General features: G+C 70.9%; 22 protein-coding genes and 1 riboswitch. Of the genes, 15 read left to right on the top strand and 7 right to left on the bottom strand.

The genetic code is table 11. The features are described from left to right. Positions 1-8: 8 nt before the first annotated feature. Positions 9-1,163: a CobW family GTP-binding protein gene (locus OG504_RS15380; RefSeq protein WP_405996340.1), complete on the top strand. Its 1,155-nt coding sequence runs from the start codon at positions 9-11 to the stop codon at positions 1,161-1,163. Between the two features lie 9 nt (positions 1,164-1,172). Here the strand turns inward: OG504_RS15380 and OG504_RS15375 are convergent, their stop codons facing one another. Then, positions 1,173-3,629, bottom strand: a complete 2,457-nt coding sequence (locus OG504_RS15375; RefSeq protein WP_405990350.1) for a DNA topoisomerase (ATP-hydrolyzing) subunit A — start codon at positions 3,627-3,629, stop codon at positions 1,173-1,175. 333 nt (positions 3,630-3,962) lie between these two features. Between OG504_RS15375 and OG504_RS15370 the strand changes: the two genes are divergently transcribed. From OG504_RS15370 to OG504_RS15355, 4 genes are all read left to right on the top strand, one after another. Further along, positions 3,963-5,312, top strand: coding sequence for a M16 family metallopeptidase (locus OG504_RS15370; protein ID WP_405996339.1), 1,350 nt, complete (start codon positions 3,963-3,965; stop codon positions 5,310-5,312). Continuing rightward, positions 5,309-6,697 carry a M16 family metallopeptidase gene (locus OG504_RS15365; protein ID WP_405990349.1) on the top strand — a complete coding sequence of 463 codons (1,389 nt, stop codon included), beginning with the start codon at positions 5,309-5,311 and terminating at the stop codon, positions 6,695-6,697. The genes OG504_RS15370 and OG504_RS15365 overlap by 4 nt, the downstream gene beginning before the upstream one ends. A gap of 214 nt (positions 6,698-6,911) precedes the next feature. Then, positions 6,912-7,064, top strand: a riboswitch (cyclic di-AMP (ydaO/yuaA leader). Positions 7,065-7,076: 12 nt separating this feature from the next. After that, positions 7,077-7,832, top strand: a complete 756-nt coding sequence (locus OG504_RS15360; RefSeq protein ID WP_405990348.1) for a M23 family metallopeptidase — start codon at positions 7,077-7,079, stop codon at positions 7,830-7,832. Between the two features lie 188 nt (positions 7,833-8,020). After that, positions 8,021-8,725 carry a GntR family transcriptional regulator gene (locus tag OG504_RS15355; protein WP_033283971.1) on the top strand — a complete coding sequence of 235 codons (705 nt, stop codon included), beginning with the start codon at positions 8,021-8,023 and terminating at the stop codon, positions 8,723-8,725. A gap of 162 nt (positions 8,726-8,887) precedes the next feature. Here OG504_RS15355 and OG504_RS15350 read toward each other — a convergent pair whose 3' ends face one another. Next, the gene (locus OG504_RS15350; RefSeq protein WP_019072943.1) at positions 8,888-9,169 is read right to left on the bottom strand and encodes an HPr family phosphocarrier protein; all 282 of its coding nucleotides are present in this window, start codon (positions 9,167-9,169) and stop codon (positions 8,888-8,890) included. A 189-nt stretch (positions 9,170-9,358) separates the two neighbouring features. Here OG504_RS15350 and OG504_RS15345 point away from each other — a divergent pair, with 189 nt between their 5' ends. The 4 genes from OG504_RS15345 (at position 9,359) to OG504_RS15330 (ending at position 14,870) form a co-directional block, all read left to right on the top strand. Next, the gene (locus tag OG504_RS15345) at positions 9,359-12,214 is read left to right on the top strand and encodes a GNAT family N-acetyltransferase (protein WP_405990347.1); all 2,856 of its coding nucleotides are present in this window, start codon (positions 9,359-9,361) and stop codon (positions 12,212-12,214) included. A 124-nt stretch (positions 12,215-12,338) separates the two neighbouring features. Beyond that, complete coding sequence (locus OG504_RS15340) at positions 12,339-12,935, top strand: DUF5998 family protein (RefSeq protein WP_366436387.1); 597 nt, start codon at positions 12,339-12,341, stop codon at positions 12,933-12,935. Then, complete coding sequence (locus OG504_RS15335) at positions 12,935-14,179, top strand: alkaline phosphatase family protein (RefSeq protein WP_405990346.1); 1,245 nt, start codon at positions 12,935-12,937, stop codon at positions 14,177-14,179. The genes OG504_RS15340 and OG504_RS15335 overlap by 1 nt, the downstream gene beginning before the upstream one ends. Before the next feature lie 43 nt (positions 14,180-14,222). Further along, a complete protein-coding gene (locus OG504_RS15330) occupies positions 14,223-14,870 on the top strand; it encodes a thymidine kinase (RefSeq protein ID WP_405990345.1) in 648 nt (215 codons plus the stop codon). Here the strand turns inward: OG504_RS15330 and OG504_RS15325 are convergent. Next, positions 14,867-15,670 carry a VOC family protein gene (locus OG504_RS15325; RefSeq protein WP_033283966.1) on the bottom strand — a complete coding sequence of 268 codons (804 nt, stop codon included), beginning with the start codon at positions 15,668-15,670 and terminating at the stop codon, positions 14,867-14,869. The genes OG504_RS15330 and OG504_RS15325 overlap by 4 nt on opposite strands. A gap of 322 nt (positions 15,671-15,992) precedes the next feature. On the opposite strand from OG504_RS15325, the gene OG504_RS15320 reads away from it, so the two are divergent. Continuing rightward, positions 15,993-16,844 carry a sulfurtransferase gene (locus tag OG504_RS15320; RefSeq protein WP_405990344.1) on the top strand — a complete coding sequence of 284 codons (852 nt, stop codon included), beginning with the start codon at positions 15,993-15,995 and terminating at the stop codon, positions 16,842-16,844. Positions 16,845-16,911: 67 nt separating this feature from the next. On the opposite strand, the gene sepH is transcribed toward OG504_RS15320, so the two are convergent. Further along, complete coding sequence (gene sepH / locus OG504_RS15315) at positions 16,912-17,940, bottom strand: septation protein SepH (RefSeq protein ID WP_405990343.1); 1,029 nt, start codon at positions 17,938-17,940, stop codon at positions 16,912-16,914. Positions 17,941-18,421: 481 nt separating this feature from the next. On the opposite strand from sepH, the gene OG504_RS15310 reads away from it, so the two are divergent. Further along, positions 18,422-19,156 carry a hypothetical protein gene (locus OG504_RS15310; protein ID WP_405990342.1) on the top strand — a complete coding sequence of 245 codons (735 nt, stop codon included), beginning with the start codon at positions 18,422-18,424 and terminating at the stop codon, positions 19,154-19,156. Here the strand turns inward: OG504_RS15310 and OG504_RS15305 are convergent. After that, positions 19,080-20,399: a D-arabinono-1,4-lactone oxidase gene (locus OG504_RS15305; RefSeq protein WP_405990341.1), complete on the bottom strand. Its 1,320-nt coding sequence runs from the start codon at positions 20,397-20,399 to the stop codon at positions 19,080-19,082. The two genes, OG504_RS15310 and OG504_RS15305, sit on opposite strands and share 77 nt — an antisense overlap. Continuing rightward, a complete protein-coding gene (locus OG504_RS15300; RefSeq protein WP_405990340.1) occupies positions 20,359-21,603 on the bottom strand; it encodes an MFS transporter in 1,245 nt (414 codons plus the stop codon). Before OG504_RS15300 ends, OG504_RS15305 begins: the two co-directional genes overlap by 41 nt. 225 nt (positions 21,604-21,828) lie before the next feature. Between OG504_RS15300 and OG504_RS15295 the strand changes: the two genes are divergently transcribed. Together OG504_RS15295 and OG504_RS15290 are read left to right on the top strand one after the other, a co-directional pair. After that, a complete protein-coding gene (locus tag OG504_RS15295; protein ID WP_405990339.1) occupies positions 21,829-22,956 on the top strand; it encodes a ferrochelatase in 1,128 nt (375 codons plus the stop codon). A gap of 8 nt (positions 22,957-22,964) precedes the next feature. Further along, entirely contained in the window at positions 22,965-23,780 is an 816-nt protein-coding gene (locus OG504_RS15290; protein WP_405990338.1) for an inositol monophosphatase family protein, read from the top strand. A gap of 355 nt (positions 23,781-24,135) precedes the next feature. Here the strand turns inward: OG504_RS15290 and OG504_RS15285 are convergent, their stop codons facing one another. After that, a complete protein-coding gene (locus tag OG504_RS15285; RefSeq protein ID WP_019061061.1) occupies positions 24,136-24,309 on the bottom strand; it encodes a hypothetical protein in 174 nt (57 codons plus the stop codon). A gap of 416 nt (positions 24,310-24,725) precedes the next feature. On the opposite strand from OG504_RS15285, the gene OG504_RS15280 reads away from it, so the two are divergent. After that, positions 24,726-25,379, top strand: a complete 654-nt coding sequence (locus tag OG504_RS15280; protein WP_010983842.1) for a response regulator transcription factor — start codon at positions 24,726-24,728, stop codon at positions 25,377-25,379. Positions 25,380-25,385: 6 nt separating this feature from the next. Next, positions 25,386-26,636 carry a sensor histidine kinase gene (locus tag OG504_RS15275; RefSeq protein ID WP_405990337.1) on the top strand — a complete coding sequence of 417 codons (1,251 nt, stop codon included), beginning with the start codon at positions 25,386-25,388 and terminating at the stop codon, positions 26,634-26,636. The last annotated feature ends 79 nt before the right edge of the window (positions 26,637-26,715 follow it).

The raw sequence follows: 26,715 nt of genomic DNA, 5'->3' as shown, positions 1-26,715 counted from the left end.
CCCCGGCTCTGGCCCCCGTCCCTGCTCCGGCCCCAACCCCGACGCCGAACCCCCACCAGATCCCCGTCCTCGTCCTCGCCGGATTCCTCGGCTCCGGCAAGACCACCCTCCTCAACCACCTCCTGCACCGCAGCGGAGGCAGCCGTATCGGAGCGATCGTCAACGACTTCGGGGCGATCGAGATCGACGCGCTGGCCGTGGCCGGGGCGCTAGGTGACTCGACCGTGTCGCTCGGCAACGGGTGCCTGTGCTGTGCCGTCGACGCCAGCGAACTGGACACCTACCTGGAGCGACTCGCCCGGCCCTCCGCCGGCATCGACGTCATCGTCATCGAGGCCAGCGGACTCGCCGAACCGGAGGAACTGGTGCGCATGTTGCTGGCCAGCGAGCACCCGGCGATCGTCTACGGCGGGCTCGTCGAGGTTGTCGACGCCGCCGAGTTCGACGACACGCGCGCGAAGCACCCCGAGATCGACCGGCATCTCGCCCTCGCGGACCTCGTCGTCGTCAACAAGCTGGACCGGGCGGCCGACGCCCCGCGCGTCCTCGACCTCGTCCGCTCGCTCACCGACCGCGCCGCCGTCGTGCCCGCCACCTACGGCCGTGTCGACCCGGAGTTCCTCTTCGACTGTCGGCCGAACGAGGAGCGCGTCGGGCAGTTGACCTTCGACGACCTTCATGAACACACCGGTGACGGCCATGGCGGTGGTGACGCGCACGCCGACCACCTGCACGCCGCCTATGACAGCCTCTCCTTCGCCTCCGACGTGCCCATGGACCCGCGCAAGTCGATGGGGTTTCTGGACAGTCGGCCCGAGGGGCTCTACCGCATCAAGGGGTACGTCGATTTCGGTGCCCACGATTCACGTAATCGGTACGCCGTTCACGCCGTAGGACGGTTCCTGCGGTTCTATCCCGAGCCCTGGGGCAGCGGTGACGCCCGGCTGACCCAGCTCGTGCTCATCGGGACCGGCCTCGACATGCCCGCCCTCGGCAAGGAGTTGGAGGCGTGCAAGAACGAAGACGCCCCGCACGCCGACGAGCGCGGCATGTGGGGCGTCCTCCGTTACGTACAGGAAGCGGAGTCGGACCAGGAGATGGACCAACAACCCGGATCCGAGCCCGAGTTGGATCCGGATCCGGATCCGGAACTGGACGACTGACGGTCGGCGCTACACCGGGCCAGCCACCACCGACACCGTCTTCGCCAGCGACACGCCCGAGCCGTCACGCCGCGGGTCCATCTCCGGGAGCTCCGCCGGGGTGCCGTCCCGCTGTGCCGCCTTGGCCGGTACGGGGCCCGCCCAGGCCAGGGAGAGGCAGTCCTCGCCCTTCAGGAAGCGCTGGCAGCGGACGCCGCCGGTGGCGCGGCCCTTGCGGGGGTACTGGTCGAACGGGGTCAGCTTGGCCGTCGTCTGGACGGAGTCGTCGAGCGTGCCGCGCGAGCCGGCGACCGTGAAGACGACCGCGTCCACCGCCGGGTCGACCGCCGTGAAGGAGATGACCTTGGCGCCCTCGGTGAGCTTGATGCCCGCCATGCCGCCGGCCGCGCGGCCCTGGGGGCGCACCTGGGAGGCCTGGTAGCGCAGGAGTTGGGCGTCGTCCGCGATGAAGACCAGGTCCTCCTCGCCGGTGCGCAACTCGACGGCGCCGACGATCCGGTCGCCGTCCTTGAGCGTGATGACCTCCAACTCCTCCTTGTTCGTGGGGTAGTCGGGGACCACGCGCTTGACGACGCCCTGCTCCGTGCCGATGGCGAGGCCGGGGGACGACTCGTCGAGGGTCGTCAGGCAGATGACCGTCTCGCCCTCGTCCAGGGAGACGAACTCCGAGATCGGGGCGCCACCGGAGAGGTTCGGCGCGGCGGCCGTCTCCGGGAGCTGCGGGAGGTCCACGACGTTGATCCGCAGGAGGCGGCCGGCCGAGGTGACCGCGCCCAGCTCGCCGCGGGCCGTCGCCGGGACCGCCGAGACGATCACGTCGTGCTTGGTGCGCCGGGCCTCGGAGTCCTCCGGGAAGGGCTCGCCGTTCGCCGTACGGGCCAGCAGACCCGTCGAGGAGAGCAGCACCCGGCACGGGTCGTCGGCGACCTGGAGCGGCACGGTGGTGGCGGGGGCGCCCGCCGACTCCAGCAGGACCGTACGCCGGTCGGTGCCGAACTTCTTTGCCACCGCGGCCAGTTCGGTCGAGACCAGCTTGCGCAGCTCGGTGTCCGACTCCAGGATGCGGGTCAACTCCGCGATCTCCGCGTTGAGTCGCTCCATCTCCGACTCCAGCTCGATCCGGTCGAACCGGGTCAGGCGGCGCAGCGGCGTGTCCAGGATGTACTGCGTCTGGATGTCGCTCAGCGAGAAGCGGTCCATCAGGCTCTGCTTCGCCTGCGCGGAGTTGTCGCTGGAACGGATGATCCGGATGACCTCATCGATGTCGATGAGCGCGGTGAGCAGACCCTCCACCAGGTGGAGGCGGTCGCGTCGCTTGGTGCGGCGGAACTCGCTGCGTCGCCGTACGACGTCGAAGCGGTGGTCGAGATAGACCTCCAGGAGTTCCTTGAGGCCCAGCGTGAGGGGCTGGCCGTCGACCAGGGCAACGTTGTTGATGCCGAAGGACTCCTCCATCGGCGTCAGTTTGTAGAGCTGCTCCAGGACCGCTTCCGGTACGAAGCCGTTCTTGACCTCGATGACCAGGCGCAGGCCGTGCGCGCGGTCGGTGAGGTCCTTGACGTCGGCGATGCCCTGCAGCTTCTTCGCGCCGACCAGGTCCTTGATCTTGGCGATCACCTTCTCGGGGCCTACGGAGAAGGGCAGTTCGGTGACGACGATGCCCTTGCGGCGTGCCGTCACGTTGTCCACGGCGACCGTGGCGCGGATCTTGAAGGTGCCGCGGCCCGTCTCGTACGCGTCCCGGATGCCGGTGAGGCCGACGATCCGGCCGCCCGTCGGCAGGTCGGGGCCGGGGACGTGCCGCATCAGGGTGTCCAGGTCCGCGTTCGGATAGCGGATCAAGTGGCGGGCGGCGGCGATGACTTCGCCCAGGTTGTGCGGCGGCATGTTGGTGGCCATGCCGACGGCGATGCCCGACGAGCCGTTCACCAGGAGGTTGGGGAAGGCGGCGGGCAGGGCCACCGGCTCCCGCTCCTGGCCGTCGTAGTTCGGGGTGAAGTCGACCGTGTCCTCGTCGATCGACTCGGTCATCAGGTTGGCGGCCTCGGACGGCCGGCACTCGGTGTACCGCATGGCGGCCGGCGGGTCGTCGTTGCCCAGCGAGCCGAAGTTGCCGTGGCCGTCGGCCAGCGGCACGCGCATGGAGAAGGGCTGCGCCATGCGCACCAGGGCGTCGTAGATCGACGCGTCCCCGTGCGGGTGCAGCTTGCCCATGACCTCGCCGACGACACGCGCGCACTTCACGTAGCCGCGGTCGGGGCGCAGGCCCATCTCGTCCATCTGGTAGACGATCCTGCGGTGAACCGGCTTCAGGCCGTCCCGGGCGTCAGGCAGGGCTCGGGAGTAGATGACCGAGTACGCGTACTCAAGGTAGGAGCCCTGCATCTCGTCGACGACGTCGATGTCGAGGATCCGCTCCTCGAACGAGTCGTCGGGCGGCGGGGTCTTCGTGCTGCGGCGGGCCATCGCTGCCGGCTCCTCTTTTCTGGTCGCTCGCCTGGGGGTCGCTCCCCTTCGGCTCACTCTTGCTGAAGCGTGAACGGGGTCTTGACGTGAACCATTGTGGACCGCGGCACTGACAACGCGGACCAGGACCCGGCGTTGCCCGCTCGGGTCCGTCGCCGGCGGCTGCCGCGTGAGTCCACGTGTGCGACTGCCCGCAGGCTACGCGATCTCGCTCTCGGCGTACGTCCGCCGGGAACTTCGCCGACGGTCCGCACGCTTGCATACAGTGGCGGGACGAGCAGGATTTCTGCGGTTCCAGCCAGAGAATCCGCGATCGAAGGGACGTACATGCCCATGGGTCACACGGCCACCGCCGAGGCAGGGTCCGGCGGTCTGACAGCGACCGAACACCGCTTGGCCAACGGTCTGCGCGTGGTCCTCTCCGAGGACCACCTGACCCCGGTCGCGGCGGTGTGCCTCTGGTACGACGTCGGCTCCCGCCACGAGGTCAAGGGACGTACCGGCCTGGCTCACCTCTTCGAGCACCTGATGTTCCAGGGCTCCGGACAGGTGAAGGGCAACGGACACTTCGAACTGGTGCAGGGCGCGGGCGGTTCGCTCAACGGCACCACCAGCTTCGAGCGCACGAACTACTTCGAGACCATGCCCACCCACCAGTTGGAGCTCGCGCTCTGGCTGGAGGCCGACCGCATGGGCTCCTTGCTGGCCGCCCTGGACGAGGAGTCCATGGAGAACCAGCGGGACGTCGTCAAGAACGAACGCCGCCAGCGCTACGACAACGTGCCCTACGGGACAGCGTTCGAGAAGCTGACCGCCCTCGCCTACCCGGAGGGCCACCCCTACCACCACACGCCCATCGGCTCGATGGCGGACCTGGACGCGGCCACCCTGGAGGACGCGCGCGCGTTCTTCCGCACCTACTACGCGCCCAACAACGCGGTCCTGTCCGTGGTCGGCGACATCGACCCCGAGCAGACGCTCGCCTGGATCGAGAAGTACTTCGGGTCCATCGCGTCGCACGACGGCAAGCCGGCACCTCGTGACGGCGCGCTGCCCGACACGATGGGCGGGGAGCTGCGCGAGGTCGTCGTCGAGGAGGTCCCGGCCCGCGCCCTGATGTGCGCCTACCGGCTCCCGGAGGACGGCACGCGCGCGTCCGACGCGGCCGACCTCGCCCTCACCATCCTCGGCGGCGGCGAGTCCTCACTCCTCTACAACCGCCTTGTACGGCGCGACCGTACGGCGGTCGCGGCCGGCTTCGGCCTGCTGCGGCTCGCCGGAGCGCCCTCCCTGGGGTGGCTGGACGTCAAGACATCCGGTGACGTCGAGGTGCCGGTCATCGAGGCCGCCATCGACGAGGAGCTCGCCCGGTTCGCCGAGGAGGGCCCCACGGCCGAGGAAATGGAGCGCGCCCAGGCCCAGTTGGAGCGCGAGTGGCTCGACCGGCTGGGCACGGTCGCGGGCCGCGCCGACGAACTGTGCCGTTACGCCGTCCTGTTCGGCGACCCGCAGCTCGCCCTGACCGCCGTACAGCGCGTCCTGGACGTGACGGCGGAGGAGGTGCAGGAGGTCGCCAAGGCCCGCCTGCGCCCCGACAACCGCGCGGTGCTCGTCTACGAGCCCGTCGCGGACGAGGATGACGAAGCAGAGGCCGGCGACGAGAACGAGGAGGCGGCCAAGTGACCGAGCTCGCCACGATGGAATTCCACCCGCAGCCCCAGGCCGGCGAGGCCAGGCCGTGGGCCTTCCCGGCGCCGGAGCGCGGGACGCTCGGCAACGGCCTGACCGTGCTGCGCTGCCACCGCCCCGGCCAGCAGGTCGTCGCCGTCGAGGTGCTCCTGGACGCGCCCCTGGACGCCGAACCGGCCGGCCTGGACGGTGTCGCCACGATCACCGCGCGGGCCTTCTCCGAGGGCACCGACAAGCACTCCGCCGAGGAGTTCGCCGCCGAGCTGGAGCGCTCCGGCGCCACCCTCGACGCGCACGCCGACCACCCCGGGCTGCGCCTGAGCCTGGAGGTCCCGGCCTCGCGCCTGGCCAAGGGCCTCGGTCTGCTGTCGGACGCGCTCAGGGCACCCGCGTTCGCGGACAGCGAGGTCGAGCGGCTGGTCCGCAACCGCCTCGACGAGATCCCGCACGAGACGGCCAACCCGTCCCGCCGCGCAGCCAAGGAGCTCTCCAAGGAGCTGTTCCCGGCGACCTCGCGCATGTCGCGCCCGCGCCAGGGCACCGAGGAGACCGTCCAGAAGATCGACTCCGGGGCCGTACGCGCCTTCTACGACCGGCACGTCCGTCCCGCGACGGCCACCGTCGTGGTCGTCGGCGACCTCACCGGCATCGACCTGGACGCGCTCCTGGCCGAGACCCTGGGTTCGTGGACGGGTTCCACCGCGCAGCCGCGTCCCGTGCCGCCGGTGACCGCCGACGACACCGGGCGCGTCGTGATCGTGCACCGGCCCGGCGCCGTCCAGACGCAGCTGCTCATCGGCCGCGTCGGATCCGACCGGCACGACCGCGTGTGGCCCGCGCAGGTGCTCGGCACGTACTGCCTCGGCGGCACCCTCACCTCCCGCCTGGACCGTGTCCTGCGCGAGGAGAAGGGCTACACCTACGGTGTGCGGGCGTTCGGCCAGGTGCTGCGTTCGGCACCCGACGGCACGGGCGCCTCGATGCTCGCCATCAGCGGCTCCGTGGACACCCCGAACACCGGTCCCGCGCTGGACGACCTGTGGACGGTGCTCCGCAAGCTCGCCGAGGGCGGACTCACCGACGCCGAGCGGGACATCGCCGTACAGAACCTCGTCGGGGTGGCGCCGCTCAAGTACGAGACCGCCGCGGCCGTCGCGAGCACGCTGGCCGACCAGGTCGAGCAGCACCTGCCCGACGACTACCAGGCGACGCTGTACCAGCAGCTCGCCGCGACCGGCACCGTGGAGGCCACCGCGGCGGTCGTGAACGCCTTCCCGGTGGACCGTCTGGTGACGATCCTGGTCGGCGACGCGGAGCAGATCAAGGAGCCCGTCGAGGCGCTCGGCATCGGCGAAGTGACCGTCGTCGCGGCCGAGTAGACGACCCGTAGCGAGCCGACGAGCGGCACGCGCGCGTGGGGGCCCTGGTGACTGAAGCGTCACCAGGGCCCCCTAATGTCCGAATTGGGGGAGAGGTTGCCCGTCTGCCCTGTGGCATGTGCAACAAAACCCGTGATCCGTTTGGGGATTGAAAGTCGTCCCCCTTAGCGTCGGTCCGGCTGTCCGTCAGGCACCGCGCCGCACTCGCGGCACCGGACAGTCATCGCCGAGTCCCCGTACGGCGCGAGCCAGGGGAGCCGGGGACCCACGTCCCTGGGGTGAATCGGACGCCCGTCGAGGGGGTCCGTAGGAGACCTTCCTGCTCCGAACCCGTCAGCTAACCCGGTAGGCGAGAAGGAAGGAAAGGACCAGCCACTCCATGGCGTTCACCCGCGCCACCGGGAAGCACCGTCGCCCGAGCCGGACCCACCGCACCACCGTTCGTGTCGCGAGTGTCGCGGCCCTCACCACCACCGGCGTCGTAGGCACCCTGGCCGCCGCCCCGGCGTTCGCCGCGGAGCCCGCCCCTGAACAGACCGGCCTCACCCCCGTCATCGCCATGGGCGACGCCGTCGCCGAGAAGATCGACGCCCAGGCCGCCGCCCAGCAGCAGGCCGCGGACGAAACGCTGGCCAAGGAGGTCGCCCGCGCCAAGGCCGCCGCACTGGCCAAGGCGGAGCGCGAGGCCGAGGTGCGCGCCGCCCGCGCCGCCGAGCGCAAGAGGCTCAACACCTTCGTCGCGCCGGTCACCGGCTCGTACGTCTCCACCGGCTACAAGACCGGCGGTTCCCTCTGGTCCTCCGGTGCCCACACCGGCATCGACTTCCACGCCTCGACCGGCACCTCCGTGCACGCGGTCGGCTCCGGCACCGTCGTCGAGGCCGGCTGGGGCGGCTCGTACGGCAATCAAGTGGTGATCAAGATGGCCGACGGCATGTACACCATGTACGGGCACCTGTCGTCCATCGGTGTCTCCGTCGGCCAGACGGTCACTCCTGGCGAGCAGATCGGCCTCTCCGGGGCGACCGGCAACGTCACCGGACCGCACCTCCACTTCGAGGCCCGCACGACCGCCGAGTACGGCTCGGACGTCGACCCTGTCGCGTACCTCCGCAAGCACGGTGTGAACGTCTGACGACGTAGCGCCGCACTTCCCGAAGCCCTGGCCCGCCCGGCCGGGGCTTTCGGCGTTTCCGGAGCCCTCCTGTCCAAAAAATATCCATGGATTCCGGCCCGCCATCGGAAATTCCCGCTCATTGCAATAGAGTCACGGAACACACGTCAATCGTCGACGTTTCACGGGGATTAAGGCGGAGGTCGGACATGCGTATTCCGGCGCACTCGGTATGCACGGCGATCCGGGACGACATCGTCGCCGGTGTCTACGAGCGCGGCAGCCGGCTCACGGAGGAACTCCTCGCGCGCCGGTACGGGGTCTCGCGCGTCCCCGTCCGGGAGGCTCTGCGCACGCTGGAGGCCGAGGGGTTCGTGGTGACCCGGCGGCACGCGGGCGCGTGCGTCGCGGAACCGACCGAGCAGGAGGCCGCCGACCTGCTGGAGATGCGGATGCTGCTGGAGCCGCTCGGCGCCTCGCGGGCCGCCCAGCGCCGCACCGAGGCCCACCTCAAGGTGCTGCGCGGCCTCGTCAGACTGGGCCAGGAGCGCGCCAGGCGCGGCAACAGCGAGGATCTGCGCTCCCTGGGCAGCTGGTTCCACGAGACGCTGGCGCAGGCCTCCGGGAGCCCCGCGCTGACCTCGATGCTGACTCAGCTGCGGCACAAGATCGCCTGGATGTACGCGGTGGACGCACCGGCCAACCCCGTCGAGTCCTGGGCCGAACACGGGGCCATCGTGGACGCCGTGGCCCGCGGGGACAGCGAGCGCGCCCGGGCGATCACCGCCCTGCACACCGAGCGCGCGGGCACCGCGCACCGGCTGCGCTTTCCCGGCGGGGCGAACGGCGCGAACGGCACGGACCGTGTGAGGACTTCGCAACCTCCCGTAAACATGTCGGGTCTGCGGCATTAACACGGGCGCCGTATACAAAGAGAAGCTAATTCGCGGGGGATTATTTATGCTGCCCGCAAGTGGAATTGCGAAGGGCTCGCCCGGTAATTCGGACGAGCCCTTCGAGGTTGTGGTGCATCGGTTTTTGGGCGAAAAGCACCGCAACCCTCAATTGGGTGGTGCTCAGACAGTCTCGGGGAGTTCCTCAAGACCTTCCGCGACCAGCTTCGCCAGCCGGTCGAGGGCCGCGTCCGCGCCCTCGGCGTCCGACGCGAGGACGATCTCCTCGCCGCCCTGGGCGCCCAGGCCCAGGACCGCGAGCATGGAGGCCGCGTTGACGGGGTTGCCGTCGGCCTTGGCGATCGTCACGGGGATACCCGCGGCCGTGGTGGCCCGGACGAAGATGGAGGCGGGGCGGGCGTGAAGGCCCTCCGCCCAGCCGACGTTGACGCGGCGCTCAGCCATGTGATGCTGCCCTTCAGAGTCTCAGGGTTGTCTAGACCAGTTTCCCACACGTGAAGCGAGCCCGGACCGGTCCTGCGAACCGTCCGGAACGAGTGGTCGGACCGCGGCCTCGGCCCGACTTCCCGTGCTCTGTTGTTGCCCACAGACTGCCTCGCGCCGTTGTCGGACGCGAGCCGTACGCTGGGCCCCATGCAGACCTCGTCGGACCGGCACGAGTACCCCGCCCACTGGGAAGCCGACGTGGTGCTGCGCGACGGGGGTACCGCGCGCATCAGGCCCATCACCGTCGACGACGCCGATCGCCTGGTCAGCTTCTACGAGCAGGTCTCCGACGAGTCGAAGTACTACCGCTTCTTCGCGCCGTATCCGCGCCTGTCCGCCAAGGATGTCCACCGCTTCACGCACCACGACTTTGTGGACCGGGTGGGACTCGCGGCCACCGTCGGCGGCGAGTTCATCGCCACCGTACGCTATGACCGCATTAGTGCCGACGGGCGTGCCGCCTCCGCCCCGGCGGACGAGGCCGAGGTCGCCTTCCTGGTGCAGGACGCCCACCAGGGGAGGGGCGTCGCCTCCGCCCTCCTGGAGCACATCGCGGCCGTCGCCCGCGAGCGCGGCATCCGTCGCTTCGCCGCCGAGGTGCTGCCCGCCAACAACAAGATGATCAAGGTGTTCACGGACGCCGGCTACACCCAGAAGCGCAGCTTCGAGGACGGCGTCGTACGCCTGGAGTTCGACCTCGAACCCACGGACCGGTCCCTCGCCGTGCAGCGCGCGCGGGAGCAGCGCGCCGAAGCGCGGTCCGTACGGCGGCTGTTGGTGCCCGGCTCGGTCGCCGTCGTCGGTGTCGGCCGTTCCCCCGGAGGGGTGGGCCGCAGCGTTCTCGACAACATCAGGGACGCCGGTTTCACCGGCGGCCTGTACGCCGTGAACAAGGCCTTCCCCGAGGAGCAGAAGGACCTCGACGGAGTGCCGGCCTACCGTTCCGTGCGCGACATCGAAGGCCCCGTGGACCTCGCGGTCGTCGCCGTCCCGGTCGAGCACGTTCCCGAAGTCGTCACCGAGTGCGGCGAACACGGGGTGCAGGGGCTCGTCGTGGTCACCGCCGGATACGCCGAGAGCGGCCCCGAGGGACGCGAGCGTCAGCGCGAACTCGTGCGCCACGCGCGCACGTACGGCATGCGCATCATCGGACCGAACGCCTTCGGGGTCATCAACACCGCAGCCGACGTACGCCTGAACGCGTCCCTCGCGCCCGAGATGCCCCGCCCCGGACGCATCGGCCTCTTCGCCCAGTCCGGCGCCATCGGCATCGCCCTGCTCTCCCGCCTGCACCGGCGCGGCGGCGGGGTCACCGGAGTCACCGGCGTCTCCACCTTCGTGTCGTCCGGCAACCGCGCGGACGTCTCCGGCAACGACGTCCTTCAGTACTGGTACGACGACCCCGACACCGATGTCGCCCTCATGTACCTGGAGTCCATCGGCAACCCGCGCAAGTTCACCCGCCTCGCCCGGCGCACCGCGGCGGCGAAACCGCTGGTCGTCGTCCAGGGCGCCGGATCGGCCCCCCAGGGACACGCGGTACGGGCGACGCGGCTGCCGCACGCGACCGTGTCCGCGCTGCTCCGCCAGGCCGGCGTGATCCGCGTCGAGACGATCACCGAACTGGTCGACACGGGACTGCTCCTCGCGCGCCAGCCGTTGCCCGCCGGGCCGCGGGTGGCGATCGTCGGGAACTCCGAGTCGCTCGGGCTGCTGACCTACGACGCCTGCCTCTCCGAGGGGTTGCGGCCGTCGCCGCCGGTGGACCTGACGACCGCGGCGACGGCGACGGACTTCCACCGGGCGCTGTCGGGTGCGCTGGCCGACGACTCGTGCGACGCGGTGGTCGTGACCGCGATACCCGCGGTGGGGGAGGGGCCGGCGGAAGACGCGGCGTTGGCGGAGGCGCTGCGCTCCGCCGCGGCGGCCGTTCCCGGGAAGCCGGTGCTGGTGGTGCACGTGGAACTCGGCGGCCTGGCCGAAGCGTTGTCCGCCGCGATGAGCACGGCACCACAGGTCGCCTCCAAGGCGCCCGGCACCGAGGGCGGCGCCGACCGGTCCCGCCCCGCGGAGGGACCTCCCCGACGGAGCGCCGCGGAACCGGAGCAGGCCGTCCCCGCGATGCCGGCCCCCGAAGGGGGCGGCCTCATCCCCGCCTTCCCCGCCGCCGAGCGCGCCGTCCGCGCCCTCGCCGAAGCCGTGAAGTACGCCCAGTGGCGGCGCGAGGCCACCGATCCCGGCCGGGTCCCCGAGTTCGAGGACATCGACGAGAAGGGGTCCGCCGAGCTGATCGGCGGCCTCCTCGCGCGCGGGCAGGGCCTCACCCTCGGCGTCGACGACACCTGCGAGCTGCTCGGGAAGTACGGCGTCGACGTCCACCGCGCGCTCCCCGCGCCCACTCCCGACACCGCCGCCGAGGCCGCCCGCACCCTTGGCTACCCGGTCGCCCTCAAGGCCACCGCCCCGCACCTGCGGCACCGCGCGGACCTGGGCGGCGTACGGCTGGATCTCGCGGACGAGGACCAACTGCGGCGGGCGTACGCCGAGTTGGGCGAGTTGTTCGGGGCGCCGGAGGAGCTGCGACCGGTGGTGCAGCGGATGGCGCCGCGCGGGGTCGACACCGTCGTACGGGCCGTCATCGATCCGGCGGCGGGGGCCGTGCTGTCGTTCGGGCTCGCCGGAGCCGCCTCGCAGCTGCTCGGGGACACCGCGCACCGGCTGATTCCGGTCACGGACCGGGAGGCCGGTTCGCTGGTCAGGTCGATCCGGACGGCGCCGCTCCTGTTCGGCTGGCGCGGCTCCACACCGGTCGACACGCCTGCCCTGGAGGAGCTGATGCTGCGGGTGTCGCGGCTGGTCGACGATCACCCCGAGGTCGTCGCCGTGACCCTGGAGCCGGTCGTCGTGGCCGCGCACGGCCTGAGCGTGCTCGGTGCCTCCGTCCGCCTGGCCCCGCCGCCCGCCCGCGACGACCTCGGCCCGAGGACGCTTCCCGTGTACTGACGGACGTGCTGACGGAGGCTTCCCGCGCGCGGGTCACGCGTCCCCTCGTACCGGTCCCGTGTACTGAGACGGCTGTGACAAGACAGTGCTCGGCGGTGCCTCGCAGTCAGTGCGCCACCGTAGGATGGACGTCATGGCCAAGACCAGTACGACGACCCAGGGGCTGCGTGCGGCGATCGAGCGCAGCGGCTACTACCCGGCCCTCGTGGCCGAGGCGGTGGAGGCCGCCGTGGGCGGCGAGCCGATCCGGTCGTTCCTGGTCCACCAGGAGACCACGTTCGACCAGAACGAGGTGCGCCGGCACGTGACCGTGCTCGTCCTCACCGGCAACCGTTTCATCGTCAGCCACACCGACGAGCAGGCCGCCGACAGCACCTCCCCGACGCCGTACGCGACGACGTCCACGGAGTCCGTGAAGCTCGGCCGGATCTCGTCCGTGGTGCTCAGCCGCGTGGTCGCCAACCCGGAGTCGTACACGCCGGGCACGCTGCCCCGCGAGGTCGTGCTGACCATCGGCTGGGGTGCCGTCGCCCGGATCGACCTGGAGCCGGCCGCCTGCGGCGACCCCAACTGCGAGGCGGACCACGGCTACACGGGCAACTCGACGGCGGACGATCTGAGTCTGCGCGTCAGCGAGGCCGGCGACGGCCCGGAGACCGTGCAGCAGACCCTCGCCTTCGCGCAGGCCCTCTCCGAGGCGACCGCGGACGTCCCCCGCTGATGTCCCACCCGTCTCCCCCCGCCGCCCATGATCGAGGGCGCTCCGCGTCCACCCCTCCTGATTCCGCCACCTGGGACCACCCCGAACCCCTCGCCGTCGAGTCCGCACCCGTTCCCGAGTACGGCTCCGGCTCCCTCGCCGACCTGCTGCCCACGCTGGCCGCGGGCATGGGCGTACCCGGTACGACCGCGGCGATCCCGGAGCTGACCCCGGCCGACCGCAACTGCGTCTTCCTGATCGACGGCCTCGGCTGGGAGCAGATCAAGGACCACGCCGACGAGGCCCCGTACCTGCACGCGCTCCTCGGCAGTTCGCGCGGCGGCACCGGACGTCCGCTCACCGCCGGCTACCCGGCGACCACCGCGACCTCCCTCGCCTCCGTCGGCACCGGCCTGCCGCCCGGCGCCCACGGCCTGCCCGGCTACACCGTGCGCAACCCGGCCACCGGCGAGCTGATGAACCAGCTGCGCTGGCAGCCGTGGACCAAGCCGGGGGTCTGGCAGCCGTACCCCACGATCTTCCAACTGGCCCACGACGCGGGCGTGCACGCCGCGCAGGTCTCCTCGCCCACCTTCCAGAACACCCCGCTGACGAAGGTCGCGCTCAGCGGCGGGACGTTCCACGGACGGCTCACCGGCGAGGAGCGCATGGACCTCGCGGCCGAGCAACTCGCCGCCGGGGACCGCTCCTTGGTGTACACGTACTATGCCGAACTCGACGGCGCCGGCCACCGCCACGGCATCGCCTCCGACACCTGGCGCGGCCAACTCATGTACGTCGACCGGCTCGTCCAGCGCCTGGCCGAGCAACTCCCGCCGCGCAGCGCGCTGTACGTCACCGCCGACCACGGCATGATCGACGTGCCCTTCGACGAGGAGCACCGCATCGATTTCGACGCGGACTGGGAGCTGCGGGCCGGCGTCGCCCTCCTCGGCGGCGAGGGCCGCGCCCGCCACGTCTACGCGGTGCGGGGCGCCGAGAACGACGTACTGACCTGCTGGCGCGAGGTACTCGGCGAGCAGTTCTGGGTGGCCTCGCGGGACGAGGCGATCGCGGCGGGCTGGTTCGGCCCGCACATCGACGAGCGGGTGTACGACCGCCTCGGCGACGTGATCGCGGCGGCCCGGGACGACGTCCTGATCATCGCGTCCGAGCGGGAGCCGAAGGAGTCGGCGATGGTCGGCAACCACGGTTCGATGACCCCTGCCGAGCAGCTGGTCCCCCTGCTCGAAGTACGCTCCTGAAGTCCCTCCGTCCTCCGTCTTGCCGAAAGGTGCTCAACTTCCCATGCCCGAGCTGGTGTTCTTCTCCGGAACGATGGACTGCGGGAAGTCGACCCTGGCGCTCCAGATCGAGCACAACCGCTCCGCGCGCGGACTGGCGGGGATGATCTTCACCCGGGACGACCGCGCGGGCGAGGGAAAGCTTTCCTCACGCCTCGGCCTGGTCACCGACGCGGTGGAGGTCGAGGACGAGCGGGACCTCTACGCGTACGTCGTCGACCACCTCTCCCAGGGCGGCCGCGCGGACTACGTCATCGCCGACGAGGCACAGTTCCTGGCGCCGGTGCAGATCGACCAACTCGCGCGCGTGGTCGACGACCTGAGCCTCGACGTCTACGCCTTCGGCATCACGACCGACTTCCGCTCCAAGCTCTTCCCCGGCTCCCAGCGCCTGGTCGAACTCGCCGACCGCGTGGAGGTCCTCCAGGTGGAGGCCCTGTGCTGGTGCGGCGCCCGCGCCACCCACAACGCCCGCACGATAGGCGGCGAGATGGTCGTCGAGGGCGCCCAGGTCGTCGTGGGCGACGTCAACCAGGCGGAAGCGGTCGGCTACGAGGTCCTGTGCCGCCGCCACCACCGCCGCCGCATGACAGCGGCTACGGCTCGGGCGGCGGCCCTGTCACCGGACGTACTGCCGATGACGTCGGCCTAGCGCGGCCCCTCGATCACCGAGAACATCGCGCCCTCGGGGTCGGCCACCGTCGCCACGCGCCCGTGGGGGCTGTCGTGGGGCGGCTTGAGGGTGTGGCCGCCCAGGTCCGTGACGCGGCGGAGTGCCTCGTCCGTGTCGGCGACCTCGAAGTACGTCATCCAGTGCGGGCCCCGGTCGCGGGGCAGGGCGGTGCCGACACCGTGGATGCCGGCGACCGGGTGGCCGTCCAGGTGCAGGGTGACGTAGTCGAAGTCGGCGGAGACCACCGGGACTTCCTCGTAGCCGAAGACCGCCTCGTAGAACTTGGCGACGCTCGCGGTCTCGGAGGTCAGCAGTTCGTTCCAGGCGGGTGTGCCGGGGACGCCGGTGAGGATCGTGCCGAGGTGGTCGGAGGCCTGCCAGATGCCGAACACCGCCCCCGACGGGTCGGAGCCGATCGCCAGCCGGCCGGCCTCGGCCGCGTCCAGGGGACCCACCCCGACCGTGCCGCCGCACATCCGTACCGTCTCGGCCGTCTGGTCGACGTCGTCCGAGGCGAGATACGGCGTCCACGCGATGGGCAGATGCCGGTCGGGCGGCAGCTGCCCGATGCCGGCCACCTCCTGCCCGTCGAGCAGGGCCCGCGCGTAGGGGCCGAGCTGCTGCGGACCGGGCTGGAACTCCCAGCCGAACAGCTCTCCGTAGAACTCCTGAGTCGCGGCCATCCCGTGCACCATCAGACTCACCCAGCAGGGCGCGCCCTGCGTACGCCGAGTGTGCGTGTCGCCGTTCAGGCCGGCCGACCCCCGTGCCTCGGTCATCGTCACCTTCTCCTAGGCCCCTCGCGGTGGCCGTGTCGCTTCCGCTTCCGCGGATCCGCGTGCCGCAGCCGCGTGCACGCCCCGTGCCGATGCTCGCACCCCCCGTGACGCACCGCGCCCCGGCCGCGCCGTCGGCGGGCGGCTCACATGGAGAGGATGACCGATCTGCGGCCACTCGTCCGTTTCCGGATGATTGCCGAGGGGTGTCCATCGGCTGTACAGCATGTGCTCGTTCCCGTACGCCTCGTGATCGAGGCTGTCCGGCCGAGCAGATTAGTCGGCCCTGGACGTGACGGCCACCCCTTGCGCAAGGATGGTGGTCATGAACGCCATCATCTCCGCATCCGAACTGGCGAGCGATCTGGCCGGGACGAACCCGCCGGTCCTGCTCGACGTCCGCTGGCAGCTCAGTGTCGCGAAGGCCGCAGGTGAGCCGCCCTTCGACGGCCGCGCCGAGTACGCGGCCGGGCACATCCCAAGCGCCGTCTACGTAGACCTCGATCAGGAACTCGCCTCGGCCCCCGGAGCCCACGGCCGGCACCCCCTGCCCGACACCGCGCGCTTCGGCGCCGCGATGCGCCACGCGGGCGTGTCGGCCGGCCGGCCGGTCGTTGTGTACGACGGCGGCCAGGGCTGGGCAGCGGCACGCGCGTGGTGGCTGCTGCGCTGGACGGGTCACCCGGACGTGCGGGTCCTCGACGGCGGGCTTCCCTCCTGGGAGGGGTCTGTGGAGACGGCAGCCCCGACACCGGCCGAGGGCGATTTCACCCCGGAACCGGGCGCCGTGGAACTCCTGGACGCGGACGGAGCCGCCGCACTCGCCCGCACCGGCGTCCTGTTCGACGCCCGCGCGGGGGAGCGTTACCGGGGAGAGGTGGAACCGATCGACCGCGTCGGCGGCCACATCCCCGGCACCCTGTCCGCCCCGACCAACGAGAACGTGGGCCCGGACGGCCGCTTCCTCCCGGCGGAGCAACTGGCCGCCCGCTTCAAGTCCCTTGGCGCCACGGAGGGTTCGGGCGTCGGCGTGTACTGCGGTTCCGGCGTCTCGGGCGCCCACGAGGTACTGGCCCTGGCGGTCGCCGGGATCCCGGCCGCGCTCTACGTAGGCTCCTGGTCGGAGTGGTCCGCGGACCCGGAGCGCCCGGTCGCCGTGGGGCCCGATCCCCAGTAGCGCCTGCATGACGAGAGGGCCCGCAGCCGAACCGGCTGCGGGCCCTCTCGTACGAGCAACTGTCCTGCTACTCCTGCTTCTTCCTACGCGTCCCGAAGACGATCTCGTCCCAGCTCGGAACTGCCGCTCTACGGCCCGGACGGACGCCGTCCGCCTCGGCCTGGCGGTCGGTGGAGCCGATGAGCCGGTCGCGATGGGCTCCTACGGAGCGGGGCATCAGGACGTCCGCGTACGCCGAACCGGCCGAGGCCGCGGGAGCCGGGGGCTCCTCCTCTTCCGGCTCTACGGCGGGCTCCTCCGGGGGATCCGAGGGGCGCTCGGGGACCACCATGTCGCCGCGGAAGCTCGGTACCGCCTCCAGGAGGCTGGTCAGCGAGTCGCGCTCGCTCTCCTCGACCACCGGCTCGGGCGACGGCAGCGCGGGACGCTCCGGGCGCTCCAGGGCACGGTCCAGCGGGCGGTCCCGGGGCAGTCGGGCGATCCGTGGCACGAACGGGAAGCTGGGCTCGGGTGCGGCGGAGAGATCGTCGGACTCGCCGATCAGCGAGCGCGCCTCGTCGTCGACGGCCTGGACGAGCCGCCGGGGCGGGTCGTACGTCCAGCTCGCCGAGTGCGGTTCGCCCGCGACCCGGTAGACCAGCAGGACCTCCCAGGTGCCGTCGTCGCGGCGCCAGGAGTCCCACTGGACGGTGTCCTTCTCGGCACCGCGCAGCGTCAGTCGCTCCTGGACGGCCTCGCCGAGCTGGGGTCCCGCGTTCTCGCCGGGGCGGCGGACGGGGGTCTTCCGGGCGCGCTCGGCCATGAAGGCGCGCTCGGCGAGGACGGGGCCCTCGAAGCGGCGCACCCGGTCGACGGGGATACCGGCTAGTTGGGCGACTTCCTCCGCGGAGGCGCCGGCACGTATACGTGCCTGAATGTCTCGGGGGCGGAGATGGCTCTCCACCTCGATCTCGATCTGGCCGAGGCGGGGACGGTCGCCGCGTACAGCGGCGCGCAGACGCTCGTCAATCGGAAGCGTGTACTCCGTGCTGTCCGCAGCCTTCAGCACCAGCCGTGTGCCGTCGTTAGAGACGGCCACGACACGCAGTTCGGGCATGGGGACCTCCCGGGTGGTGCCTGCCGACGTCACGTGCGTCGCTGCTTCCGCTAGTCGAGTGTGGCCTGCCCGGGTGCAGCCTGCCACAACCTTGCCGAGTTGCCCGGCGTGTCGGGCACGGGCCCTGACTCGCCGTTATGGCACGGTTACCTATTCGCAACGCTAAGTGACCAACTACGTCACCCTGTGCAACTGGCCCCCTCTGGGCGGTCCATTGAGGCCGCGGACGCCCTGGCAGGAGACCGCACCCAGGGCTCGCAACAGTACTCCATTTGGACCACGTGCGTGGATTGGCACGCCGCCCAACTTCTTGTGGGGGGCGGGACTTGGCGGCCCGGGGCGGGGTTCGGGCGATCTTGAAAGTGGCGTACTTCACGCAATAGCCGGAAACGGAACTATTAGTTTCGGCCGTACGTCCCTTTGTCGTACAGATAGTTGATCAGGTACGAGAAAGTGCGAGAAAGCGAGGCAAGGTCCCGGAATGCGTGCAAGGCCCGATGTCAGCAAGAAGCGGATCGATCTGAGCGTCCCTCAAGTCGCGGGAAGTGCGGTGGCGGCGGTGGTGGCCGCCAAGCTCGCCTCCTACTTCGGGGTCTACGGCACGATCCTCGGCGCCGGCGTCGTGAGCGCGATAGCCACCTCCGGAGGCACCGTCTTCCAGCACTTCTTCAGCCGGACCGGCGCACAGCTCCGGGAGGCGACCGTCACCTCCAAGGTGGCGGAGCAGATCCCCGCGCGGCCGGGGGAGTTCACGGAGGGCACCGTCTACCGCGCGCGGGTGAGCAGTTGGAAGCGCCCGGTGCTCGCCGCGGCCCTCGTCTTCGGGGTCACGATGACCGGGATCACCGTCTACGAGCTGGTGTCCGGCGACAGCTTCAGCGGCGGCAAGGGCACCACGGTCAGCGCCGCCGTCACCGGCCACGACACGTCGTCGTCCCCGAAGTCCGGTGACGACGAGCCGAGTCCGGCCGATTCCCCGTCCGGCTCCTCTGACGGTTCGTCGGCCGCCCCGGAGGCGTCGTCCGGCGCGACCGACGACGGCACACCGTCCAACAGCGGTGGTACGACGTCGAGTCCGACGCCGACGCCCAGTGCTTCGGACGGCGGCGGTACGCCGACCCCCACGCCGAGTGCGTCGGCTACTGACCCAGCACCCTCCGCAAGTAGTCGTTCTGGAACCGGCGATCAGGATCCAGCCGATCCCGCAACGCCGTGAACTCGCCGAAGCGCGGATAGACCCCGGCGAAGTACTCGGCGTCCCGGGTGTGCACCTTGCCCCAGTGCGGCCGGCCCTCGTGCGCGGTGAGGATGCTCTCGGCGGCGGTGAAGTACGCCTGGTAGGGCGTGCCCTTGAACATGTGCACGGCGATGTAGGCGCTGTCCCGGCCGGAGGCGGTGGACAGGGCGATGTCGTCCGCGGGGGCGGTGCGGACCTCCACCGGGTAGCTGATCCTGAAGTCCGAACGGTCGACCATCGCCTTGAGTTCCCGCAGCGTGTCCACCAGGGCCGCGCGCGGAACGGCGTACTCCATCTCCACGAACCGCACCCGGCGGGGCGATGTGTAGACCTTGTAAGGGATGTCCGTGTAGGTCCGCGTGGACCAGGCCCGGGTGGAGATCTGGGCGATGGTCGGGATGGTCGCGGGCGCCGCGCGGCCGACCATGTTGGCCACCTGCCAGAGGCCGTTGGAGACGAACTCGTCCTCGAACCAGCCGGCCACCTTGCCCACCGGCTGCTCCGGGCCCGCACTGCGGTTGTTGCGCTTGGTGTTGGTGCTGGCGGTGTGCGGGAACCAGTAGAACTCGAAGTGCTCGTTCTCGGCCCAGAGTTCGTCGAAGCGTCCGGTGACCTCGTCGAAGGTCATCGGCTCCTCGCGGGCCGTGAGCAGGAAGACGGGCTCCACGGCGAAGGTGATCGCGGTGACGACGCCCAGGGCGCCGAGGCCTATGCGGGCGGCCGCGAAGACCTCGGGGTTCTCCTTCTCGGAGCAGGTGAGTACGGAGCCGTCCGCCGTGACCAGCTCAAGTCCCTTGATCTGGGCGGCTATCGAGGCCGACTCGCGGCCCGTGCCGTGCGTGCCGGTGCTGGTCGCCCCGGACACCGTCTGCTCCATGATGTCGCCCATGTTCGTGAGCGACAGACCCTCGCGCGCGAGAGCCATGTTGAGTCTCTTGAGCGGGGTGCCCGCCTCGACCGTGACCGTCAAGGCATCACGATCAATGTTGCGGATGCCGGTCAACAGTTGAGGGCGGATCAACACGCCGTCCGTGGCGGCGATCGACGTGAAGGAGTGCCCGCTGCCGACGGCCTTCACCGTCAGACCGTCCTCACCGGCCCTCCGTACGGCCGCGGCCAGTTCCTCGACGGAGGCGGGCGTGACCTCCCGCGCGGGCCGCGACGCGACCGTTCCGCCCCAGTTACGCCACGTGCCGTTCTTCGCGCTCGCTGTGGTGCTCAACGGTGCCTCCCCGACCCGGTGCCGGTCTGCTGAGCCGGCGGTACCCGAGGAAACCGACCGCGACCGCGACGGCACCGGCGACGACCGGAACCCCGTACCCGGCACGCGCGCCGGCTGCGTCTATCACCCAGCCGGCGACGGAGGAGCCGAGCGCGACCCCGACCGCCAGGCCGGTGCTCACCCAGGTCATGCCCTCGGTGAGCTTCGCGCGAGGTACGTGCTCTTCTATGAGGGACATCGTCGTGATCATCGTGGGTGCGATGGACAGACCCGCAAGGAACAGCGCCACGGCCAGAAGCGGCAAGTTTCCGACCAGTAGGAGGGGGATCATACTCACGGCCATCGTGCATATGCCCAGCAGCCATCGACGTTCCGGGGCTCCCTGGAAGCGCAGCAGCCCGAAGACGACGCCCGCCGCGCAGGAGCCCGCCGCGTACAGCGCGAGGACCACGCTGGCGCCGCCCTTGTGGCCCTGCTCGTCGGCGAACGCGACGGTGACCACGTCGACCGCCCCGAAGATCGCACCGGTCGCCACGAAGGTGGCCACCAGCACCTGGAGACCGGCCGCCCGCAGCGCCGAACCACCGCCCTTGTCGCCACGCGCGCGTGGATGCGGCGCGGGCTCGGTGGCGCGCTGAGAGGTCAGCCAGAAGACACCGACCGCCAGGAAGCAGGCGGCGAGCAGAGGACCGGCCTCCGGGAACCACGCCGTGGACAGCCCGATGGAGATGATCGGCCCGAAGATGAAGCACACCTCGTCGACCACGGACTCCAGGGAGTACGCGGTGTGGAGTTGCGGGGTGCCCCGGTAGACGGCCGCCCAGCGCGCGCGGACCATCGCGCCCAGGCTCGGCACCGATCCGATCCCGGCCGCGGACACGAAGAGCACCCAGTCCGGCCACTCGAAGCGGGCGGCGAGCAGCAACACGGCCGCCGCGGTCAGCGCGACGAGCGTCGCCGGACGCAGCACCCGCCGCTGCCCGTACTGGTCGACCCAGCGCGAGATCCGCGGCCCGATCGCGGCGGCGGCCAGCGCGATGGTGGCCGACAGGGCGCCCGCGAGCCCGTAGCGCCCGTTGATCTGCGAGATCATCGTGACCACGCCGATGCCCATCATCGACAAGGGCATACGGCCGAGGAACCCCGCGGCGGAGAAGCCCCTGGAGCCGGGTGCGGCGAACAGGGCGCGATAGGGGCTGGGCACGGTGTCTCCGGTCGGAAAGGAGCAGGGGCGGCTCGGTGGTGATGCGGTGGCGGCTCGGTAAGGTGCGAACGCGGCTGATACAGCTTACGAGCAGGTCGCCCCCGATGCACCCGCCCGTAAGGCGCCTGGATCTCCGTCCGGATTCCCATCGGGATCCCCGCCTCGACCCCCGTCCGGCACCCCGCCGTTTCCCGGCTGTCAGTGGCGGGTGGCAGGATCGGAGGCATGCCAGACGTGCTCGATGCCACCCCCTACGACGCCCTCCTCCTGCTCTCGTTCGGCGGCCCCGAAGGCCCGGACGACGTGGTTCCGTTCCTGGAGAACGTGACGCGTGGGCGAGGCATCCCCAAGGAACGCCTCAAGGAAGTGGGCCAGCACTACTTCCTGTTCGGCGGGGTCAGCCCGATCAACGACCAGAACCGCGCCCTCCTGGACGCCCTCCGCAAGGACTTCGCGGACCACGGCCTGGACCTGCCGGTCTACTGGGGCAACCGCAACTGGGCGCCGTACCTCACGGACACCCTGCGCGAGATGGTCGCCGACGGCCGCCGCCGCATCCTGGTCCTCGCCACCAGCGCCTACGCCTCGTACTCGGGCTGCCGGCAGTACCGCGAGAACCTCGCCGACTCCCTGGCCGCCCTTGAGGCCGAGGGCCTCGACCTCCCCGAGGTCGACAAGCTGCGCCACTACTTCAACCACCCCGGCTTCCTGGAGCCGATGATCGACGGGGTGATCGAGTCCCTCGCCGACCTCCCCGAGGACGTCCGGGACGGCGCGCACCTCGCCTTCTCGACCCACTCCATCCCGACCGCCGCCGCGGACAGCTCCGGCCCGGCCGAGGACCACGGGGACGGCGGGGCGTACGTCGAGGAGCATCTGGACGTGGCCCGGCTGGTCGCCGACGCCGTCCGCGAGCGCACCGGCGTCGACCACCCTTGGCAGCTCGTCTACCAGTCCCGCTCCGGCGCCCCCCACATCCCATGGCTGGAGCCCGACATCTGCGACCACCTGGAGGAGCGCCACGCGGCCGGCGTCCCCGCGGTCGTCATGGCACCCATCGGCTTCGTCTCCGACCACATGGAGGTCCTCTACGACCTCGACACGGAGGCCACGGCCAAGGCCGCCGAACTGGGCCTGCCCGTACGCCGGTCGGCCACCGTGGGCGCCGACCCGCGTTTCGCCGCCGCGATCCGCGAGCTGGTCCTGGAGCGCGCCGCCGTGGAGAGCGGGCAGCAGGTCACACCTTGCGCCCTGGGCGCGCTCGGCGCCGGCCACAACCTCTGCCCGGTGGGCTGCTGCCCGGCCCGCGCCCCCCGCCCCGCCGCCGCGGGCGCCGACAGCCCCTACGCCTGAGGAGTGCCGTGACCGACCCCCTGCACCAGGAACTGCTCGCACTCGCCCAGGAAGCCGCCCACAAGGCCGGCGCCCTGCTGCGGGACGGCCGCCCGGCCGACCTCGCGGTCGCCGCCACCAAGTCCAGCCCGATCGACGTCGTCACCGAGATGGACATCGCGGCCGAGAAGCTGATCACCGACCTGATCTCCGAACAGCGCCCCGACGACGGCTTCCTGGGCGAGGAGGGCGCCTCCGTCGAGGGCACCAGCGGCGTCCGCTGGGTCATCGACCCGCTCGACGGCACGGTCAACTACCTGTACGGACTGCCCACTTGGTCCGTCTCCATCGCCGCCGAGCTGCACGACGAGACCGTCGCCGGGGTCGTCGCGGCCCCGATGCGCGGCGAGACGTTCCACGCGGTGCTCGGCGGCGGGGCGTGGGCCACGGGCGCGTGGGAAGGCGAACGCAGGCTCGCCTGCCGCCCGGCGGCACCCCTGGAGCAGGCGCTGGTCTCGACCGGCTTCAACTACGTCACCGAGGTCCGCACCCACCAGGCCGACGTGGCCCAGAAGTTGATCCCGTTGCTGCGTGACATCCGGCGGGGCGGCTCGGCGGCGGTCGACCTGTGCGACGTGGCCGCGGGCCGGCTGGACGGTTACTACGAGCGGGGGTTGAACCCGTGGGACCTCGCGGCGGGTGACCTGATCGCCCGGGAGGCAGGCGCCCTGACCGGTGGACGCCCCGGAGAGCGCCCCGCACGCGATCTGGCGATCGCGGGCACCCCGGGCGTCTTCGAGCCCCTCCAGCGGCTGTTGGAGGAGTTCGGCGCCTGGCACGACTGACGTGAGTGGTCGGGAGGTTGAGCCGGTGTTGAGTTGGTGCCGCGATGCTGGGCCGGTGTTGGGTGGTGTCGCGTAGGTGGGCCTGTGTTTATCAGGCACCGTCGCGCGCACCTCTTTTGGTTCGGTCGCCTTCGGGGCGCTGGAAGCCGGTGTCGAGAGCCCCAGCGCGCGGAGGCGCGCAGCGCCGAGCACGGTGGGGCTCTCGACACCGGCGCGCCCCTACGGCTCCCTCTCGGCCGTCCACGTTGGCACAGTTGGACTTGGTGGGCCCTCACCGTTTGTTTTGGTGGGCGAAAAGCAGCAGGACCCCGGCGCTGGATTCGCCGGGGTCCCGCTGTCCTGCTGGCCGCACTGATCAGACGCTCGTCGCGCCGACCTCCACACCGTGGTCGGCGGCGAGGCGGCGCAGGTCGTCGAGCTCGGCCTGTTCCACCTCGACGAGGAAGTCGTCGCCCTCGTCACGAGCCCGCGTCAGGTCGGTCTCGGTCGCCCTTATGCGCTGCAGAAGTCCTGCGGTGAATGCGTCCATGCTGCGCCCCCTCGTCCTGGGTCGTGGGTCGTTTGGCACGGGGGTGTGCCGTCCGGAAGGGGCGATCACGTCTGCGGTATGGGGTGCCCAGCGCTGCCCTGGCTGGGCGGCGACGGTGCCGGACACCCACGCCCGCTCTGCGGAAGCGGTTGGACGTACCACAAGGTGGCTTGCCACGTGCAGAGCGTGATCGCGGGGTGTAAAGCCGTCCTCCCCCCGCTCCCTTCCGTGGAAACCTCAACCCACCGAGAAAATCCCGCATTCCCGGGCCTCACACCGGACCTTCATCTTGCGCCGAGCCGCCTTACAGCCGACTTATGGCCGAAAAGGGCAGGATGGAGGTCACACAGCCACGAAGACCCTGCCCGCGTGCGCCGAGGCGCGCTACGCGGGTGGACAGAGGAAGGACAAGCGACGTGCGCGTACTCGTCGTCGAGGACGAGCAGCTGCTCGCCGATGCGGTGGCCACCGGACTGCGCCGGGAGGCCATGGCCGTCGACGTCGTGTACGACGGTGCGGCCGCCCTGGAGCGCATCGGCGTCAACGACTACGACGTGGTCGTCCTCGACCGCGACCTCCCGCTCGTGCACGGCGACGACGTCTGCCGCAAGATCGTCGAGCTCGGCATGCCCACCCGCGTGCTGATGCTCACCGCGTCGGGCGACGTCAGCGACCGTGTCGAGGGCCTGGAGATCGGCGCCGACGACTATCTGCCCAAGCCCTTCGCGTTCAGCGAGCTGACGGCACGCGTGCGTGCCCTCGGCCGGCGCACCAGCGTGCCGCTGCCGCCGGTCCTGGAGCGCGCCGGCATCAAGCTCGACCCGAACCGCCGCGAGGTGTTCCGCGACGGCAAGGAAGTCCAGCTCGCGCCCAAGGAGTTCGCCGTCCTGGAGGTGCTGCTCCGCAGCGAGGGCGCCGTCGTCTCCGCGGAGCAGCTCCTGGAGAAGGCGTGGGACGAGAACACGGACCCGTTCACCAACGTCGTGCGCGTCACCGTGATGACCCTGCGCCGCAAGCTCGGCGAGCCCCCGGTCATCGTCACCGTCCCCGGCTCCGGATACCGGATCTGATCCACTGTGGCCACGACCCCCGCGCCTCCCCAGGCGCCCCCGAAGCCCACGTGGGACCCCAGAAGGCCCGAACCGCCGTTCCCCTGGCTGCGCCCCACCATCCGCATAAGGCTCACGCTGCTGTACGGCGGCATGTTCCTGATCGCCGGCATCCTGCTGCTGTCGATCATCTACCTGCTCGCCGCGCAGGCACTGAACACGGGCAACGAACCGCTGTTCAAGATCGTCGACGGCGATTCGATCAAGGTCACCAGCGACAGCTGCACCGCGGTGAACAACGCGAGCAACATCCCGCTGACCCAGTTCAACGCCGCGATCAGCGAGTGCATCGACCACCAGCGCCAGGCGGCCCTGGACAACCTCCTCAGCCGCTCCCTGCTGGCTCTGCTCGGCCTCGCGATCATCGCCTTCGCCTTCGGGTACGCGATGGCCGGCCGGGTGCTGTCCCCGCTCGGCCGGATCACCCGCACCGCCCGCGCGGTGGCCGGCTCGGACCTGTCCCGCCGGATCGAGCTGGACGGCCCGGACGACGAACTCAAGGAACTCGCGGACACCTTCGACGAGATGCTGGAGCGGCTGCAGAGAGCCTTCACCGCACAGCAGCGCTTCGTCGGGAACGCCTCGCACGAGCTGAGAACACCCCTCGCGATCAACCGCACGCTCCTGGAAGTGCATCTGTCCGATCCCGGCGCCCCCATGGAGCTGCAACAGCTGGGCAAGACGCTGCTCGCCACCAACGAGCGCAGCGAGCAGCTCGTCGAGGGCCTGCTGCTGCTCGCCCGCAGCGACAACCAGATCGTCGAGCGCAAACCCGTGGACCTCGCCGAGGTCGCCGAGCAGGCCGTCGACCAGGTGCACGGCGAGGCGGCGGCCAAGGGCGTGGTGATCCGTGGGGAACAGAAACCCGCGGTGGTCCAGGGCAACGGCGTCCTGCTGGAGCGCATCGCCCTGAACCTGGTGCAGAACGCGGTGCGCTACAACGTGCCGGAGGACGGCTGGGTCGAGGTCACCACCGAGGTGCAGCACGGCCATGCGGTGCTGGTCGTCTCGAACACGGGTCCGGTGGTCCCGGCGTACGAGATCGACAACCTCTTCGAGCCCTTCAGACGGCTGCGTACGGAGCGAACGGGGAGCGACAAGGGTGTGGGCCTCGGTCTGTCCATCGCGCGGTCCGTGGCGCGCGCACACGGCGGCCACATCGCGGCCCAGCCGCGTGAGGGGGGTGGGCTCGTGATGCGAGTCACCCTGCCCATCTGAGATCATGTCGCCGACACACGAGGATGTTCGCTTTGCGCGGAATTTTCTGGCCGCTCCTCCGTCAACCCCGTGTGTGATC

It is taken from the genome of Streptomyces sp. NBC_00986, assembly GCF_045162565.1.
GTDB lineage: Bacteria > Actinomycetota > Actinomycetes > Streptomycetales > Streptomycetaceae > Streptomyces.
This window is presented reverse-complemented; position numbering and strand designations above follow the sequence as displayed.

Excerpts from the sequence above, each read along its gene's own strand:
- OG504_RS15375 (WP_405990350.1), bottom strand. The coding sequence starts at position 3,629 with ATGGCCCGCCGCAGCACGAAGACCCCGCCGCCCGACGACTCGTTCGAG.
- OG504_RS15370 (WP_405996339.1), top strand. The coding sequence starts at position 3,963 with ATGGGTCACACGGCCACCGCCGAGGCAGGGTCCGGCGGTCTGACAGCG.
- OG504_RS15360 (WP_405990348.1), top strand. The coding sequence starts at position 7,077 with ATGGCGTTCACCCGCGCCACCGGGAAGCACCGTCGCCCGAGCCGGACC.
- OG504_RS15355 (WP_033283971.1), top strand. The coding sequence starts at position 8,021 with ATGCGTATTCCGGCGCACTCGGTATGCACGGCGATCCGGGACGACATC.
- OG504_RS15350 (WP_019072943.1), bottom strand. The coding sequence starts at position 9,169 with ATGGCTGAGCGCCGCGTCAACGTCGGCTGGGCGGAGGGCCTTCACGCC.
- OG504_RS15345 (WP_405990347.1), top strand. The coding sequence starts at position 9,359 with ATGCAGACCTCGTCGGACCGGCACGAGTACCCCGCCCACTGGGAAGCC.
- OG504_RS15340 (WP_366436387.1), top strand. The coding sequence starts at position 12,339 with ATGGACGTCATGGCCAAGACCAGTACGACGACCCAGGGGCTGCGTGCG.
- OG504_RS15335 (WP_405990346.1), top strand. The coding sequence starts at position 12,935 with ATGTCCCACCCGTCTCCCCCCGCCGCCCATGATCGAGGGCGCTCCGCG.
- OG504_RS15330 (WP_405990345.1), top strand. The coding sequence starts at position 14,223 with ATGCCCGAGCTGGTGTTCTTCTCCGGAACGATGGACTGCGGGAAGTCG.
- OG504_RS15325 (WP_033283966.1), bottom strand. The coding sequence starts at position 15,670 with ATGACCGAGGCACGGGGGTCGGCCGGCCTGAACGGCGACACGCACACT.
- OG504_RS15320 (WP_405990344.1), top strand. The coding sequence starts at position 15,993 with ATGAACGCCATCATCTCCGCATCCGAACTGGCGAGCGATCTGGCCGGG.
- sepH (WP_405990343.1), bottom strand. The coding sequence starts at position 17,940 with ATGCCCGAACTGCGTGTCGTGGCCGTCTCTAACGACGGCACACGGCTG.
- OG504_RS15310 (WP_405990342.1), top strand. The coding sequence starts at position 18,422 with ATGCGTGCAAGGCCCGATGTCAGCAAGAAGCGGATCGATCTGAGCGTC.
- OG504_RS15295 (WP_405990339.1), top strand. The coding sequence starts at position 21,829 with ATGCCAGACGTGCTCGATGCCACCCCCTACGACGCCCTCCTCCTGCTC.
- OG504_RS15285 (WP_019061061.1), bottom strand. The coding sequence starts at position 24,309 with ATGGACGCATTCACCGCAGGACTTCTGCAGCGCATAAGGGCGACCGAG.